The organism is Metabacillus hrfriensis (assembly GCF_030127205.1).
GTDB lineage: Bacteria > Bacillota > Bacilli > Bacillales > Bacillaceae > Bacillus_P > Bacillus_P dongyingensis.
Window position 1 is genome coordinate 2,976,576 of sequence record NZ_CP126116.1, and the last position, 19,890, is coordinate 2,996,465.

General features: G+C 37.2%; 3 protein-coding genes. All 3 read right to left on the minus strand.

Annotated elements, in window-relative coordinates:
* Genes QLQ22_RS14830 through QLQ22_RS14840 form a run of 3 tightly spaced genes read right to left on the minus strand, consistent with a single transcriptional unit; the run spans position 1 to position 19,887 of the window.
* Positions 1–12,243 (minus strand): non-ribosomal peptide synthetase, encoded by a 12,243-nt coding sequence (locus QLQ22_RS14830; RefSeq protein WP_284015066.1) that lies wholly within the window; start codon positions 12,241–12,243, stop codon positions 1–3.
* On the minus strand, positions 12,227–15,382 hold the full coding sequence (locus tag QLQ22_RS14835) for a cyclic peptide export ABC transporter (protein ID WP_284015067.1): 3,156 nt from the start codon (positions 15,380–15,382) through the stop codon (positions 12,227–12,229). Before QLQ22_RS14835 ends, QLQ22_RS14830 begins: the two co-directional genes overlap by 17 nt.
* 23 nt (positions 15,383–15,405) lie before the next feature.
* The gene (locus QLQ22_RS14840; protein WP_284015068.1) at positions 15,406–19,887 is read right to left on the minus strand and encodes an amino acid adenylation domain-containing protein; all 4,482 of its coding nucleotides are present in this window, start codon (positions 19,885–19,887) and stop codon (positions 15,406–15,408) included.
* Positions 19,888–19,890 lie beyond the last annotated feature (3 nt).

The window sequence follows — 19,890 nt, forward strand, 5'->3', positions numbered from 1 at the left end:
TTAGAAATGAAAAGTAACATTTTCAATTTCAGTGTTTTCAACTACTAATCCTTCAATCTTTAATCCTTCTAATTTTATTTCCCTATTGAAACTAACCTTGTCCAGAATAAATAGAAAATCATTCGCGAATTTTTTAATAGTTTCAATATTAAACAAATTACTTGCAAATTCGAGTTCGAAAGAAATGTCTTCATTCCCGTTTTCCACAAATAGCGATAGATCAAATTTAGAAATTTTATTTCTATATTTGATAGGAGTCAATTTTATGTTTCCAATGGTATTCTTGTTGATTTGAACATCTTGAAGAGCAAGCATTGCAGAAAATATAGGGTTTCTTCCTGGCTCTCTCTTTATTTTTAGTTTATCTAAGAGCATATCAAACTGATAATCCTGATTATCATACGCTTTAAGCAAATGCTCCTTAACCTCCGTTAAGAACGTCACGAAAGATTTATTCTCATTAGGGAAACTTCTTATTGCAATAGTATTGGCAAACATGCCGATGGTATTTTTTAAATCAGAATGCGTTCGTCCTAAAATAGGCAAACCTACAATAATATCTTGCTGTGAGGAATATTTGGATAAAAGAATACTAAAAGCTGCCGACAAAACCATAAAAAGGGTCGTATCCGTTTCCAAACACAGCTTATCTAAGCGTTGCTTTAATTCCTTTCCTCCTTCAAAAATAAAACAATCTCCTTCAAAGCTTTGCATAAGCGGTCTAGGGAAATTCGTAGGCATATTCAATACTGGGAGGTCTCCTGAGAGTATATCTAACCAATACTCTTCCTGCTTACTTGCAGCACTGGTTTTCAAAAACTCGTTCTGCCACCCGGCAAAATCTTTATATTGGATACGATTCTTTTGTATCTGCTGTCCTTGATACAGCTTTGATAACTCGTTTAACATAATACTGACTGAATATCCATCTGAAATCAAATGATGCATATCCGTCAGCATCACATGTTTATCACTGCGTAAACGAATGACCATAATTCTGACCAAAGGTGCTTTGCTTAAGTCAAAAGGTGTTATAAATTCATCAATCAAATGAATAAATTCAGCAGCAGGTTCTCCCGTTGAATTAGGAAATAAGTCTCCGTCTAGAACAGAATATTTGATTTCAACTTCCGCATTCTCTTGAATTCGTTGTTTGGGTTCACCTTCTACTACTTCAAAAGAAGTACGCAATGCCTCATGCATCTTGACAATTTCACAAAAAGCATTTTCTAGTTTATCCAGATCGATCTCGCCCTCTAATAATGTTGCTCTCGGCATATTGTAACTTGTGCCAACCCCCTCCATCTGATGAAGTGTATACAACCTTTTCTGCGCAGATGAAAGTTCATAGTATTCATTGTTTTCTAACGGTTGAAGCGATGAATATATATTTTCTGAAGAATTCTTTACATACTTACTCATCTCTCTAACTGTTGGTGCTTTGAATGATACTCGCAACGGGATATTTACATTAAATTGCTTATGAATCTCCGCCGTTAATAGCATTACTTTCAATGAGTTTCCGCCCATTTCAAAAAACGAGTCATTCATACCAACTTTTTCAACATCAAGGACTTGTTCCCATATTTCTGCAATCTTTTGTTCAACTGAATCTCCAGGAGTTTCGTATTCAACTCTAATTAATGACTCATCGGCAATTTCCGAAAGGGCTTTAACATTTAATTTCCCATTCGGGGCCAATGGAATTTTATCCAATTTGATAAAACTAGACGGCATCATGTAGTAAGGGATTTTACTAGAAAGATACTCTCTTATTCCCGATCCGTTCTTACCCTCTTTTAACACAATATAGGCACAAAGATCATTGTTGCCCTCTTTATCTTCTTTGGCAGCTACAATTGCATCCACTACCGAATCATGCTGCAGGAGTACAGAAGTCACTTCCTCAAGCTCCACTCGATATCCTCGAATTTTCAGCTGATTATCCATTCTTCCGAGGAATATAACTTCTCCATCACATGTGAATTTGCCTAAGTCCCCAGTTTTATACAGTTTGATTTTTTCATAGTCAAGAAATGAACCTTTAATAAACTTGTCAGTATTCAGTTCAGTTTGATTCAGATACCCTGTTGTCAATCCTGCTCCGGCAATACAGATTTCCCCGGTTACTCCTATTGGCACAGGTTTCTGATGCTTATCAAGGATGAATATTTTCACGTTATCGATCGGTTTTCCAATGACCGTTCCCTGGAATAAAGGATTAAGTTTGGCAAAATCGACCTTATGGGCTATAGAGCCGATAGTAGTTTCCGTGGGCCCATAATGATTCATTACTTCAGTCTTAGGGTACAAACTGTTAAATTTCTCGATATCAATTGCTTTTATTTCTTCTCCGCCCAAGACCACCAGCCTCAACAACAGACGGTTTTGTTCTTTCTCAATCAAACTGTTGTTTACTAGGTGGGTGAATAGTGAAGGAGTCAGTTTTATAAAACTTATCTTCTGATCTTTTAAATACGTTAGTAGTGATTCTGGAACTGTAAAACTTTTCTTTGGAGCTAAGTGCAGTTCACACCCATTCAATAATGCGGTATACAAACTTGTGTATCCTAAATCAAATGCAAAGGAAGATAACAGCATTGTTTTATCGCTATAAGTTATATTCGCTTCTCGTGTAAACCATGAAATGTAATTGACCAAGCTTTGATTTTTGATTGGTACTCCTTTCGGTGTGCCAGTTGTGCCAGAAGTATAAATAATGTATATCGGGTCATCAAATGCAGTAGTTTCTACTGGGTTTGAAGTATCTTCAGAAAGTAATTCTTTATTATCCAATTCGATAACCTCCTCACAAGCATAATCAATGGAGGTTAACAAATGAGACTGAATCAAAATAGCAGTGGAACCACTAGATTCAATCATAAAATTTATACGTTCATCTGGAAACTCGGGATCAATGGGCAGATAAGTTGCTCCACTTTTAATAATCCCCCATAGTCCAACAACCATTTCAATAGAAGGCTCCGCCAAAAGACCAATCACAGTATTTTGCCTTGCACCTTTCTTGATCAAGTAATTAGCCAGTTGATTGGCCTTCTCGTTTAACTCCTTATAAGTTAGCTTCTTGTGACCAAACACTACTGCAGTACGATAAGGGTGTTTTACCACCTGTTCTTCAAATATACTTTTGATGGTTTTTTCTATTGGGAAAAGGGTACCAGTTTCATTAAAATCCATTATTATATTTTTTTCTTCTGTTGTTACTAGGTCAATCTCCCCGATAGAAATTGTGATGTCATCTGCTATAACCTCGATAATCTTAACAAAGTGTTCAGCCATTCGTTCAATTGTATCTCTGCGAAACAAACCAGTACTGTATTCAAAAACAAAGTGAAGTTTGCCTTTCTGTTCTGTTACTTTTAGCTCCAAGTCAAATTTAGTTGTTCGATTGGTATATTCATATGGTATGATCTCAAAATCATCAATTTGGGCCATTGCCCCATCAACGTTTTCAAAGGCAAACATAACATCAAACAAGGGATGACGGTTTAAATTCTTTCTTAATTGTAACTTATCAACTAGCATCTCAAATGAGTATTCTTGATGTTCAAGAGCCTGAACTGTTTGATTGGCTACTTCTTTCACAAAGTTTTCAAGCGTCATTTCGGGATCAGGATAATTTCTAAGAGCAAGTGTATTTACAAACATACCCACCATATTTTCAAGTTCAGAATGCAGTCTTCCGGCTACTGGAGTTCCTACTACAATATCTTCCTGTCCGCTATATTTAGACAGCAAAACATTGAATGCAGAGAGTAATAGCGAGTACAGAGTAACCCCTTTTTCGATTGAGATTTGGTTTAATTTCGAAGTTAAACTATCCTCTAAATTAAATTTCACTCCATCTCCTTCAAACAGCGGTTCATCCGATCTGCGATAATCTGTTGGCAGATTTAAAAGGGGTATTTCCTGTGAAAATGTTTTAAGCCAGTATTCCTCCTGAGATTTTAATAAACCAGATTCTACCGCATGATTCTGCCAGCCTGAAAAATCTTTATATTGGATTCTTACATTCGGCAAGGTATTTCCTTGATATAGACTTACAAACTCTCTGATTAAAATTCCAATCGATAAACCGTCGGATATTATATGATGCATATCATAAACAAGTAAGAATTTTGAAGGTGACATTTCTACAATTGCCGCTCTGAACAAGGGACCCCGTTCTAAATCAAATGGTTGAATAAAACTTTCGACAACACTGTCCAGATTGTATTCATTCGCATACAGATGTTCCATGTTCCACTCCAAGTTTTCATGGACCTTTTGAATGATGTGCCCATTTGTCTGTGCAAATGATGTTCGTAAACTTTCATGCCGAAGGATTAAAGCTTGAAATGCCCTTTCCAGCTGTAACACATTTACTTTGCCATCAAGAAATACAGCTCCAGAAATATTATAGTTGGTACTAGCACCGCTCAAGCGGCTGACGATATACATTCTCTTCTGTGCAGCGGAAGCCTTATAAAATTCCTGCTGCGCTACTGGGGAAATAGATTGATATGTTTCTTTCTTCCCCATCATTTCTTCTATAAGTAAAGCCAACTCTTTGATGGTAGGAGACTCAAACACTTTCCCAAGTGGAATCTCTACTTCAAATACCCTGTGAATTTCCGAAACAAGCGTAATCGCTTTTAATGATTGACCTCCAATTTCAAAGAAATGATGATTGATTCCCACACCATCAGTTCCCAGTATTTTTTCCCATATACGTACGAGTTCTCGTTGTATTTCATTGTATGGTCTTTCATATCCACCACCTATATCCACTTTTATTTTCGTATGAGCAAGCGACTTTCTATCAATTTTCCCATTTGGACTCATTGGAAGTTTTTCCAGCTGTATGAAAAAGGAAGGGATCATATATTCTGGGATATTATTTCGTAAAAACTTCCTAATACTTGATAAATCATTTGTCATATGTGCGGCTGGGACGTAGAATGCAACAAGGTACTTCTCATTCTTCTCATCATTCTTCACTACAACTACAGAATCTTTTATGTTATCGCATTGGTTCAAAACAACTTCAATTTCACCAATGTCCATTCGATGACCTCTAATTTTTGTTTGGTCGTCCTTTCGTCCTAACACTTCTATGTTGCCATCACGAAGAATTCTGCCCAGATCTCCGGTCCTATAAAGCCTGTTTCCGTAATCTTGATAATAAGGATCTTGAATAAACTTGTCCTTTGTCATCTCAGGATTTTTCAGATAACCTCTGGCCAAGGGCAGACCTCCAATAAATATTTCTCCTTTCACACCAATGGGCAGCGGCTGCATGCTTTCATCAAGTATATAAACACGTCTGTTTGCAAGTGGCCTTCCAACCGGAATATACCTTAAATTAGCACTCTTAGTTCCATTACCAGATACTCTGTACAAAGTGCTGGTCATTGCTGTTTCAGCAGGTCCATAAGCATTTAATAGAATTACGTGGTCTAAAGATAAGCTTTCCCATATTCCCACTTTTTCTGCTGACATTTGTTCTCCGCCGACTATAACAAGTCTAAGCTTACTATCTGGAATCATTTCAGGACTTATATGCCATTCTTGGATAACTTCCCCCCAATAAGATGTAGGAAGATTCACAACCGAAAGTCCGAGTTCCACACACTTTCGAGAAAACTCGTGAGGAGTCCATATATTCTTATCACGCAGAACAAGAGAACTTCCCGCAGCAAGAGTCGTAAAAATCTGTTCTAGCGAAATATCAAAACTTATTGAAGAAAACTGAAGAACCCGATCCTCTGGTGTAAGCTCATAGCGTTTAACAAGATCGATGGAGTGGCTAACAACCGCTTCATGGGGCATCATTACACCTTTTGGTCTGCCAGATGAACCTGAAGTGTAGATGATATATGCCAAATTATTAGGTTCAATCCGAGATTTTGGCTGTCCTTCAGACTCTTTAAGCAATGAATCCCATTCCGCATCAAGGCAAATAGTGTGATCTTCATAGCTTCGTATCTTTGGTTTCAGATTGGTTTGAGTAAGCAGCACAGGTACTTGCGCATCATTCAACATCATATTTACCCTATCGCCAGGATAATCAGCGTCAATGGGCAGGAAAGCTCCTCCAGCTTTTAGAATACCCAGAATCCCTACAACCATTTTGATTGAACGTTCGACGTACAGCCCAACAGGCACCTCGGGCCCAACCCCTAGCTTTATGAGTCTATGAGCTAATTTGTTTGAGAGTATATCCAACTCTTTGTAAGATAAACTTTCATCATTCTGTATAATTGCAGTTTGGTTTAACCGTGATTTCACTTGAGCTGTAAATAAATCTTGAAAACACTTGTCTTTAGGATACTCCATCGATGCAGGATGACTGTCAATTAAAAGTTTAAGCTCTTTTTCCGATAACATCGAAATTTCACCTAGCTGTCTATTTTCACTTACGATCATATCCCATAGGATATTAATTAAATGTGCAAGTATCTGATTTGCTTCCGTTTCATCTAAAAAGTGACAATCAAACAGGAGCTTAAAATGAAGTTCTGGTTGTAAGTTACAATAGACAACCAAAGGGTAATCCAATTGTTCCTCTACACGTATTGATTTTACGTGAAGAGAACCAATTCCATCTTTTAGAGCAGCGTCAAAAGGATAGTTTTCAACTATTACAATACTTTCATACAGATCATATAAGCCAGAATTCCTTGGTACTTCACTCCAACTTCGTATATCAGCTAAAGAAGTATACTCAAATTGACGCATTTCAGCTTGTTTCAATTGCAAATCCTTAAGCCATGGTATCAAATCGATGTTCGAGTTTACATTTACTCTGAAAGGGAGAGTATTCATAAAGCATCCGATCATAGCATCCGAATTTTTCAAATCAGCTGGGCGACCAGATGAGGTAACACCAAAAGTAATATCTTTTTCTTCAGAGTAGCGATTTAAAAGAATAGCCCATGCTCCCTGAACCAAGGTGTTTAGTGTGATCCTGTGCTTCCTGGCAAAATTCTGGATCAGCTGCTTTTTCTCTTGTGTCACTTCATATACAACATCTCCAAAAGCGGATAACTCATCTGAATCTGCTTTTACAGGGAAAATGTTATCAAATCGTATAGGCGTTTTGAATCCTTTTAACGCCTTTCTCCAATATTGTTCCGCTTTCTTCCCATCCTGTCTGCGTAACCATTTGATATAATCCTTAAATGGAAGTGCATTTCCCATTTCAATTTTTTCACCAGCACAATAGGCTTTATAAAACTCTCCGATCTCCTTAAGGAGTATACTATTACACCAACCATCCAGCTGAAGATGATGATGTGTCCATATCACATCGTAGACAGAATCGCCCCTTTTAACTACCAAAATTCTCATTAGCGGCGGTTTAGTAAGATCAAATCCCCTCTTACGATCATCCTTTATCAATCGTTCTAATTTCTGAAGTCCCTCAATTTCCGAAAGATTCGTCCAATCCAAGACTTGAAAAGGAACTTTTATCTTTTTATGAACAATCTGAACGGGATCTTTCAGTCCCTCCTCCCAGTGGTATGAAGCCCTCAAGCTTTCATGACGATCCAGGATCGTTTGCCATACTCTTTCGAATACCTCGATATCTAAGTTTGATTCTATCGAGAAGACGGTTTGCTCCACCGTTACTGATGAATCAGGTGAGTAGATATGATGGAAAACCATGCTTTGTTGTACAGGTGAAAGTGTATAAATATCTTCTACGGTTTTATATTTCTTTCCCCATTCATCAAGATTCTTTTGATCGATAGAAGCAAGCGGGAAATCAGATGGAGTAAAATATATACTATCATTCGTCTGAAAATACTGGATCAAATGTTTCAGATAATGAACAAAGTCGTTTGCTAATTGCTCAATTGTTTCAGGCAAATGTTTATTAGAACTATACTTCCATTCAATATATAACTTTTTATCAACAATCATACAATCGATTTCAAGTAAATGGCTCCTTATTCCGCTCAAGTCGCGACCAGGTCCCGTATTCACTTCAGAGATCTTAAATAACTGATTTTTCTCAAGTACTTGTTCAAACTGACCTAAGTAGTTAAAGCTTATTTGTGCCCTTGGCTTAGATTCAAATTGTTCACGTATACTCTCTTCTGCCAAGTAGTATAAAATCTCATACCCAATTCCACCTTTGGGTATACCGCGATACCGTTCTTTCACTTTTTTCAATACATCTTCCACATGTATCTCTGGTTCAATATCTCCTAAGATCATCGGATATACGCAGGTAAACCAACCTACGGTCCGAGAAATATCATGCTCTTTTAATAATGGGTGTCTTCCATGTCCTTCTAGATCGACTAGGGTTGTCCCGTTCCATTTTGCCAATGAACTAGAAAGTGCTGAAAGTAGACTGTCATCGATTCTTGTCTTAAAAGAATGGTGCATATCACGCAATAAAAAATCTGTCTCATCCTTTGTTAACATAAGAGAGAATGTACGAGCCGACTCTTCCGTATTTAACCCACCTTTTATATCAACAGGAATAGGTTTGGAGGCAGGTGGCGTATTCATCTGCCAATAGACGAGTTCACTTTTTAGCTGATCCGAATCTGCATACTCGTAAAGATACTCTGACCACTTTTTAAATGAAAGGCTTTTCAATGGGAGTTGGACAGTTTCGCTATTTTCAAGCTGTTCATAAATAGATTGTAGATCATCCATCATGACCCGCCATGAATATCCATCTACTACAAGATGATGTGCTGTTACAAACAACCTTCCTTTTTCCTGATTTCCAAAGTCAAAATATGCTGCTCGGATTAACGGTCCATTCGTGATATTCAACCCATACTGCAGTTTTGAGAAGATCTCTTGCATTTGATCATCTTGCCGGTCAGAAGTATATTCTTCAAATAATACATGCTCATTAGCTTCTGAATATACTTGAACCCACTCACCGTTTCTTTGGTAATACCGAAGTCTGAAGCTATCGTGATAGCTTGTCAGGATGTGAAAACTTTGACTTAACAGTGCAGAGTTTATACCGGGCTGTGTTTCCAGCAGGATTGATTGGTTCCACTGATGATAGTTTCCCAAGTCTTGTTCAAAGAACCACTTTTGAATCGGTGTAAGGAGCACTTCTCCTGTCTCTGGCGTTTTAGTCCCTTCTTCACGCTTACTCTCTTTGCCGTCCACAACACATGCAGCGAGCTCCGCAATGGTCTGATGCTGAAACATCTGACTTACAGTAATCTCTATATCCTTTTGCAGCGCCTTGCCTACTATTTGGATACTTAGAATAGAATCTCCGCCGAGCTCGAAAAAGTTATCTTCTATACTGATTGCTTCCTGTTCAATGCCCAATACAGAAGACCAAACATCCAGCAGATCTTCCTCAATTTTATTAGCAGGAGCTACATACTTTTTGTTTGTTTGGATTTTCGGTGGCGGCAACTTCTTTCGATCAAGCTTGCCTATCGATGTTAAAGGCAGTTTCTCTAGTTGGATGTAATAGGAGGGAACCATATAATCTGGCAATTCTTCAGATAAGTAATCTCTAAGACTTTTCGAATTGATCTGGGCATCTGATACGATATATGCACAAAGCACTTTTTTGCCTTTATCATTTTCCCAATCAATTACTGCCGCATCTTGAATGTGATTATGTTTTAATAGCAGATTATGAATTTCTGCAACTTCAATTCGGTATCCTCTGATTTTGATCTGGTGATCCGATCTCCCGAGAAACTCAATTTCTCCATTTCGATTCCATCTCCCTAAGTCACCTGTTTTATACATCCGCTCATTGGGTATAAAAGGATCATTCATGAATTTGTCATTTGTAGACTCGGGCATATTCAAATATCCTCTGGCCACTCCGGCTCCCGCGATATACAGCTCGCCAGGAATACCAATTGGGCTAAGGTTTTGGTCTTTATCCAAGATGTAGCATCTCACATTTGAAATTGGCTTTCCTAATGATACATTTTCTTCAGAACACTTTATACTTAAGGCATCGACTGTTGTCTCTGCCGGTCCATAATTGTTATACAGTTCATAACCTCTATAAATCAGTTCATCTTTCAATGATTCTTCCAGTCTTTCACCACCGGAGATGACTGTGCGTAAACTCTTCAACTTTCGATTAGTACATAATAATTCTTTTAAAACAGTTGGGATAAAATTAATAATATCAATTTGATGCTGGTCAACATAATCGCAGAAGCTCTCACTGTTTAATATCAAATTCCTTTCGGCTATATGTAATGTCGCTCCGTAAAGAAGTGTCCCAAAAAAATCTTCAATGCTCGGATCAAATACATAATTTGTTAATTGTAATAGCTTCCTATTTTCCGTCATATTAAAAGTATTTCCAAACCACTGAATAAGATTAACCACACTTTGATTCTCTATCATTACACCTTTAGGTTTTCCTGATGTACCTGAAGTGTAAAAAACGGCAAATAAGTCAGCAGGACTGGGATCCAATCTTGGACTAATCGTCTCACCTGAAAACAGACTGGTATCATCCAACAAAAGAATACAATCTTTATGAAATTCCCCGATCAGGCAGTTGTTTTTGTTCATTAAATTTTCCTCAGTCAGTATGAACCTGGTTCCACTATCCTGTACCATAAATCTTTTCCGCGGTTCAGGATATTCCGGATCAACAGGTAAATATGCGGCTCCCGCTTTTAAAACAGCAATGATTCCCACAATCATTTCAATGGACGGTTCTGTCATTATGCCAACAATTTCACCTTTTTGTACTCCTTTCCTAAGGAGCACATTTGCAAGGCTGCTGGACATCTCATCCAACTCTTTATAAGTAACAGCGCTCTCTTTATATATCACTGCAATATTATCCTGTGTTTTCATCACTTGATGTTCAAATAATTGGCTAATCGTGTACTCATTTGAATATGTTGTCCGGGTATTATTGAAATCCGAGAGGATTTGCTTTTTCTCTTCGGCAGGTATAATTTCGATTTGTTCTATCTCTTTATCAGGGTTTTTTATTACGTCATCTGTGATTAAAGTAAAGTGTTGAGCCAACCGCTTAATTGTAGATGAGTCATATAATTGTTCATTGTAGCTGAAACATACTTCAACATCTTTGAACACACTTATGCTGATAGATAAACCATAATTCGTCATTTCAGTTGCGGAGTAGGAGTTGAAAGCAATATCACTTTTTTTGTTTAAAACGGATTGATCTAGAGGATAGTTTTCAAAAACGACAATGGTGTCAAAGAGATCCGTTTTCTCATCCAACTCGCCATGTCTTTTAATATCCGGTAAAGAAGTAGTTCCATACAATTCCCAGTTCTGTAATGCGCTGTTTACCGCTTTGATAAGTTCTATAGATGTTTCCCCTGGAGATCTTCTTATTCTTAATGGAATTGTATTGATAAATAATCCAACCATTTCTTCAATTCCATTAAAGACTCCTGCTCTGCCGGAAACAGTTGAGCCAAAAACAATATCATTACTATTAGTGTTCTTTTGAAGTACTATCCCCCACAAGCTATAGATAAGTGAGGCTAGAGTAACTTCATTTTTTGTTGTGAATCCGAGCAGTTCATTTTTAGAGAATCGAATTCGATAATGACGATCGTTTCGAATCGATTTTCTCTTTTTCGACTCCAGCCTTGGCTGTGGGTCAAACCCCTTTAAATAACCTTGCCAGAATTTTTTTTGCTGTTCTTTATCCTGATTTTGGATATATTTAATAAAATCCTTATATTTCTTCTTGATAGGAAGATTGTATTTTACTGAATGACTCAAGCATTGGTAAGCTTTTAAAAACTCTTTCAAAATGATCCCATTACTCCAGCCATCATATAAAATGTGATGATTACTGATAACCATTTCATATTTTTCTTCCGCTAATTTGCACAAGGTGATCCTGAACGGTACATCTCGAAGATCGATTTTTTTTTCTCGATCCTTGATTATTATTTCCTCAAGAAGGGCACTTTTTTCTGTTTCATCTTTATGCTGTAGATCGATTATTTCTATATAGGGCTTATGCTCTTTCAATACGATCTGGACAGGAGCTTTTAATTTTTCCCACCGAAACAATGTACGCAGCTGCTCATTGGTTTGGATAACAGACTCCCATGCTCTCATAAAGAATGACTCGTTTATATCTCCTGAAACCTCTAGGCATATCTGTTCGAAGTACACATCACTATGCGGATCTTTTAAATAATGGAACAAAATCCCCTCCTGTATTGGTGTCAGGCTAAGAATGTCTTCCACATTTTGTTTATCCAATTTTGCCATCAGTAAGCTCCTCCTTTAGATGATCATGTTGCACTTCATCCACAACCTTTCCGCTTTCCATCTTGATTACCTTATCTGCAAGATGGAAGTACCTGTCGTCATGAGTAATAGCAATGACACATTTTCCTTGGGCCTTTAAATCAGGCAATAGCTCCATATAGAAAAAATATCTAAATTCGGGATCCTGATCAGCTGCCCATTCATCAAATAGATAAATAGGTTTGTCTTCCAAATAAGAGATTAACAATGCTAACCTTTTCCGCTGACCCGTAGAAAGTTTTGTTGTACTAAATTCCCCATTTTGAATTTGTATTTTTTCATCGATACGCAGTATTTTTAAATACTTTTTTATTTCTTCTTGTTTCGAGCTGCAATCAATTCCATAGACTTTTGTAAACAAATAGTAATCACTAAATATCGCTGAATATAGTTCCTTTAACTCTTTTTGGCTTATTTTTTGATTGTTGACGAATATGTCTCCGCTCTTGTTGGTATACAGACCTGTAATCAGTTTTGCAAGAGTTGATTTGCCGCTTCCATTCCCGCCTGTTATGAAAACAATCTCACCTGATTTTAATTGGAGGTCAATTGGACCTACCTGGAAAGATTCTTCATGATCACTATCGTATTGATATTCTAAATTTTCGAACTCCAGTTTCAGTCTTAAAGGAGTTTTCAATATACTGATTGTTTCTTTTTTATCAGCTTCATCCGCATTTAGACTCTCAGAAAAAGCTTTTATCCTCTTCCAGCTGATTTTCATCTGAATAGCGTTTGGAATAGCATTAAGTATGCTATGAATTGGCCCTGTCATATAAAGAAAAACAAAAACATAACTCCTTAAGAACTCGCTCTGCACCTCTTTAAACAGAATGGGAAAAAGGAATGTAACGGCCCCGATCACCATAACAAACAGCAATTCACCAATAATAAAGACATTGGCAAATTTAAGGCCGCCCTTAATCCGTTTATCCTTATACTCACCACAGCTTTCTTTCATGTCCTCTCTAAACTCTTCTCGTTTTGCCTTTCCGATACTCAACTCTTTATAACCGCCAATGAGGTCGTTGATATATCTAAAAAAGGTGTTTTGAATATTCCGTGTTTGTTCCCAAAGATTATTGGCTGATCTTCCGGCTACATAGTACATGCCTGCTGCAACAAGAATGACCCCAATTGAAATAAGAAGTCCGAACACATTAATTACACCCAGATAAACCAAACAACACAAGAGTGTAATTGAATCGGTCAGACCAGTGATAATTGCAGGAGCATGGTTACTGATAGCTTCTGTGTCATTATTTAATATGGTCTGAATTTTTTCGGATTCCATCCGTTCGATTTTCTCATATGGGTTATTTAAGATTTTGTCTAATAGAATAAGCCTTTGTTCATAAATCAGATTATTTGTAAGAGTGATTAACTGAGTTCGAACCAGCTTTTGTGCAAGTACATAAATGATGATTCCAAGCACAAAATATAAAAACAGACTATTGTTTGAATCGTTGCTGCTATTTAAAGCTTCATTGATGATAAATATGATCATCGCATTTCCAAAACCACTAGTTACGCTCAACACAAAGAGCGGGAATAAATTCTTATTTTTATATAAAGGAAAGATGGTTATAAGCGACAAGTAAATAGAAAACAATACAATTCCAATTAGAGTAGCCCAAGCCGCCAAACTCATGCTGTCAGGTGCCCATACGTTTACAAAATCCCAAGTAAGCCCTGTAAAAAATACAGATGGAACTTTAAAAAGGGAATACCCGGTAAACAAAGAAAACACAACCATAATAAATGGAACTCCAATGCGTTTAACTCTATTTTCTTCCAGATTCCTCTTTTTCTGATACACCTGAATGATTATTTGAAAAATAAAATATAGGGTAAGGCACGAAAAAGGAATCATAAACAAAAGTAAGGTAAAAGAAAAAGCATCAATGCTCTTATACATATCTTTTGTATTATTTACTAATTCCTTCTCTGAGAGAATATCGATGATTCCTTGGCCAATGTTTTGAGTATAAGAGGAGTTCATGTTGGCCATGACTGCAACACCTATCTTTTCCTGAGGACGAAATACAATAAAAGACGAAAAATTAGGATTGCTTCCAGCATGGGAGATCTCGCCGGAACCGTTTTGGTATACTTCCCAACCTCCCGCATAGGAAGAGCCATCCGCAGAAGGTGGAACCGAGCGGTTAGGTATATGCGTCTTTTGAATCGCTTTTTGCTGGCCATCACTTAACTTATACATCCCAAACTGCATACGAAGCCACTTTTCCATATCATCTGCATTTGAAATAAAATAACCTGCAGGGGTGTTCCCGCGATAAATAGGTGCATTGAACTCTTTAGGCCTTAAAAAATTGATTTTGTAACCCTTAGACATTTCATATTTGGCAGCCTTTTCTCTGAACAAATAAGTATTATCCATTTCAAATGGGACTAATATGTTATTTTCAATGTATTTCTCAAATGATTGATTCGTTACTGTTTGTATAACTAAACCTAGAATGTCATAGTTGATGCTTGCGTAAGTAAATTGCTCACCTGGGTAAGTCTCCAATTTTTTATTTATCAGCTTTCTAACGGTGTTTTCCAGCGCATCATCGTCATTTGCGACTGGGATGTCTCCTATCGTTTGAAACGGAATTCCACTCGTATGATATAAGAGCTGTTCAAGTGTTATATCAACATTCTTATTGAGTTGCTGACCTTTATACTCACCCACATATTTCATTTGAAACCAGGGCAAATACTTTTTGACTGGTTCTTTCAAATCTATTAAGTTTTTTTCGGCAAGCGTATAGATTGCTAGAGCTGTAAATGACTTACTATTCGAGCCAATTTCAAATAAAGTTTGATCCGTTGCTGGTTGTTTTGTTTTTATGTCGGAATACCCAAAACCTTTTTTATAAACAGCTTGGTCCCCTTTGACTACTACCACTGACATACCTGGAATTTTGCCTTCCTTCATTTGCTTTTTAATGAATGAGTCCAGCTTTTTTCCATAGTCATCGGATAAACCGGCAGATACTCTATCATTCTCTGCATTTCCTATCTGTATTCCAGCAGTCATCTGCAATTGCAATAAGACTACAAGGGCAATCAAAACGATTTTTATTCTAATCATGACTGAATCTTTCCTCCCCTGCCTCATAGGTTAAATATATTTTCCAGCTCTTCACTTGAGAGGTTTGCAGTTTCGAAATCAGATGGAGTAAATTCAGAATGATTCCTTTGGCAACAATGTTGAATCAAATCTCTTAATTGAATCGTATAATCTCTAACAAACTCCGATATGGTTTCACATTTAAATTTGTTACGGCTATACGTGACTGATAAATTTAACTTTTTATCCACTGTGTATGCAACGATATCCACCAAACAATCCATTGCATTTGAATGACAGGTATCTCGGCCAGAGTATTCCTCAGCAAATTCAAATATTCCATTTGAAAATGACGCATTAAAATCACCCAGATAGTTAAATCGGACGTATTTTTGATTGTCAAACCTCAATTCATCCGAAATGTATTTCAAAACTCCATGACTCAAACCTTTTCTGGGAATACTGCGCAATTGATCCTTTAATTGCTTGATCTGCTGTGATATATCTGTATTTTCTACCTTCAGCAGAATCGGATATAAGCTCGTAAACCATCCAACAGTTCTTGATACATCTATTTCCTCAGATAAGTCTTCACGCCCGTGCCCTTCAACTTCAATGATTACTTCATTCTTTTTGATATAGTCAGACAACACCATTGACAGTGCTATAATCATCAATTCGTCAGCTTTTGTTCGATAGGCTTCATTTGCTTTTTGAAAAAGTTGTGCCGTTTCTTCTTCTGATAATTTTTGATCAAATGTCTCGCAATCCTCCATGCGATCAGGTCCTAAGTCAAAATCTGAAAATGTTTCCTCCCGAGATTGATAAACATGATTCCAATATTGTTTTTCCTTGTCTGGGATTTTTTTGCTTAACTTTTCCAATTCAACGCCCCAATCTTGCACCGAATTGTCTTTTGGCGGCAATAAAGCAATCTCCTTATTCTCCATCTGATTATATAATCGGTTCATATCTTCAAAAATAATACGCCAAGATATCCCGTCTACAGCCAAATGATGTGCCGCCATCAAAAACCTTTTACCCTGATCCCCCAGATCGAATATACACGCTTTAAGCAGAATATCGTTTTCAATATTAAAGCTCGATTTTAACTTTTCTCCAATTTTCGCTATATGATTGTTCTGATCTTGCACCGAATAGCATGATAAATCAAAGAATTTCAATTCAAACTTCTGATCGAGATGTTTCTCGTTATAATATAACTTCTCCGTTTGGATCATATAATTCAATCGGAAAGAGTCATGATGGCAAACCAATAATTGCAGAGCGGATTCAAGCATTTGCCTATTAATATCATCTTTCACCTTCAATAATACAGACTGCGTATAATGATGGATGTTATCTAATTTTTGTGAGAAAAACCAAGATGCAGATGGAAGTGACTGAACACTGCCAACGCATGGTTGATTACTCTCATGCAAATTTTTAGCGGTTGTTTCTAAATGTAAAGCCATGTCTTCTATTACAGGATTAGACAAAATATCTTTTGTTTTAATTTTTAGTCCTTTCTCACTTAGCCTGGAAGCTATCTGAATTGCTTTGATTGAATCTCCGCCTAGATGATAGAAGTTGTCCCGCATCCGCACTTTATCTACAAGTAACACCTGACGGATGATACATAGTAGATCTTCTTCTATTGCAGCATTAGCTGCATGGCGTTTCGCAATTACAGGTTCAGGCAAAGCATCCCTATCAACTTTTGCATTAATTGTCAGCGGAATTTCTTTCAAAGGAATAAAATGAGAAGGAATCATAAATGCCGGCATAAATTTCTTTAAATATCTGAATAACTCTGTAGCAGTAACCTCATTTTTCTCTATGTAATAAGCACAAAGATAATTTCCATCATGATTCTCCCGATCGACCACTACTGCATCCCTGATACTCGGATGGTTTAATAAATTTCTTTCAATTTCACCTAGTTCTATCCGAAAACCGCGGACTTTAATTTGATTATCCGCTCTTCCCAGGAATTCAATCTTGCTCTCATCCATAAACCTGGCTAAGTCACCTGATCTATACATCCGCTCTTCTGAAGAAAATGGATTCGGTATAAATCTATCACGTGTCAAATCTACTTTGTTTAGGTACCCCCTCGCAACGCCGTCTCCAGAAATATAGATTTCCCCTACAGCACCCACTGGAACATGACGGAGATCAGAGTCTAACAAGTATATCTTCGTATTTTGTGCAGGCATGCCAATTGGCACCGATGTTCCTAGATCCTTTTCAACATCGAATTGATGAATCATACACCCGACAACTGTTTCTGTAGGTCCGTATTCATTGAATATTTTGACATCTCTGCCGAAGCGATTCTGAATGCTTTTAGCAAGGCTTACCGTTAAATCTTCTCCTCCAACAATAAACTTTTTGATAGAACTTATCTCTGAATCCACATCTTGTAAGAGGGATAAATGGGATGGAGTTAATTTGACAATACTTACTTTGCCTTCCCTAAGCATTTTATATAGGACATGTTCATTTTCATCAGCAGGATAAATGACAATTTGATTGCCGCTAATTAGTGGGGTAAATATAGACGTAACCGTGAGATCAAAAGCAAGTGAAGAATAGAAAGGAAACACTTCGTCTTGACTTGATTCCACATATACGTTCTTCGCCCAACAAGTATAGTTAACCAATCCTTGATGCTCGATCATCGTCCCTTTAGGAGTTCCAGTAGAACCCGATGTGTATATAATATATGCGAGGTCAGATGGGTCACTCAGAGCCTTAATATTAGAAGACTTACCCTCATAAAGATTTGCTGAATGAAGCTGAACAACTTCCACTTTGTGTGGGGAAATGTTCCATCGATTTAAGGCATCAAAGTTAGTCAGCAGCATAGAAATACCCGAGTCTTCCAGCATATAATTGATTCGTTCAGATGGATAGTCAGGATCGAGAGGCAAGTATGCTGCTCCCGCTTTCACAATCCCTAGAATTCCAATGATTGTTTCCAGTGAGTGCTTGGTTGATATTCCGACAATTGTACCTTTTTTCACATTTTTCTTTAATAGATACCTCGCCAATTGATTCGATTTTTCATTTAATTCACGATAGGTAAGTTCCTCGTTTCCCAAGTTAAGAGCAACTTTGTCAGGGGTCCTTGCTGCCTGCTCTTCAAAAAGCTGGTAAATAGTCTTATCCTTGGGGTAATCCGTATCCGTTGCATTGAATTCGACTATTAATTTATTCCTTACGTCTTCTGATAAAAGTTCCAGTTCCCCAAGCTTTCTATCAGGAAATTGAAGCATTTGTTCTGCTAAATGGGTGAAGGAAAGATACATTTGTTCTATTTGTTTTTCTTCATATTCTTGGATCTTATAGTCGATATCTAAATTGAATCCTCCTGATTTAGACCACTCTCGAATAATCAGCTGGAGCGAATAAATCTGATTTCCGTTGTAGAATTCTTCATTTTCTGCTGGAATACCACCAAGTTCATTCGGAAGGTTTGTGTTGTAATAATTAATACATGCATCAAACAAATCACCATAGCCTTTTTTCTTCAATCCCAAATCTTGTACAAGTAAATCGTAAGGATATTTTTGATGGTAGTAACAGCGAATTAATTCACGGTTAATATCTTTGATAAATTCTCGAACCGTCATTTCCACATCAACAGAGTGCCGGAAGGGCATAGTACTCGTTAACATCCCTACGATATTTTTTTCTTTTTTCCCGGATCGATTAAGTACTGGCATTCCAACAATCAAATCCTCCTGCTTCGTTAATTTTTGAAGGTAGATATAATACAAACCAACAAAAAAAGCATACACAGAAACATTGTGGTCAGCAGCAAATTGTTTGATTCCGTTAGATTGACTATTCGGAAAACAATATGTCTTTCTATTCCCCTCTGCACATTCTAACTCCCTCTTCTGGATCGGAATTGGAAGTGTGCTGAATTTCTCATTCCAAAATTGTTTATTCTTCATAAATCGCTCAGATGCTAGGTATGATTGTTCTTTTTTGAGACAGAGAGTATAAGAGTCTCTGTGCTGATCGATTATTTTTTCACCTTTTAAAAGCCTCATATACGTATCGAAAATCTGTTCCGTTAAAAGATTCATAGACCATCCATCAGAAATGATATGATGAACCTTAACAAAGTAACCGCTATCGTTAGTATCTCGCACTTTAAACATTGCAAAATCGAATAGATCGCAATCATGAATAGTGAAAGGTTTCCCCGCCTCTTGTTGAACCCAGGCGTCCAAATCCTCCCGACAATTAAAAACAACATTAAGTACGTCTATCTTTTGGTATTTTTCCACGTATTGCCGTACTTCCTCGTCTGTTTCTATAAAACGATGTCTCATTCCGTCGTTATTTTTCACAAAACTATTAATTGCTTTCTCCAGGAAGGTAAAATCCAGCTTCCCTTTTATCGTTACTACTCCACCAATATTATGCAATGGTTGATGAGCGTTGATTTTCTCCATATACCAAATTCTTTTTTGGGGATGAGTTAGCGAATAATACTCTGTATGATTCATATA

What these genes read in the sequence shown, in the direction of transcription:
- QLQ22_RS14830 (WP_284015066.1), bottom strand. Translation starts at nt 12,243, where the DNA reads ATGGCAAAATTGGATAAACAAAATGTGGAAGACATTCTTAGCCTGACA.
- QLQ22_RS14840 (WP_284015068.1), bottom strand. Translation starts at nt 19,887, where the DNA reads ATGAATCATACAGAGTATTATTCGCTAACTCATCCCCAAAAAAGAATT.
- QLQ22_RS14835 (WP_284015067.1), bottom strand. Translation starts at nt 15,382, where the DNA reads ATGATTAGAATAAAAATCGTTTTGATTGCCCTTGTAGTCTTATTGCAA.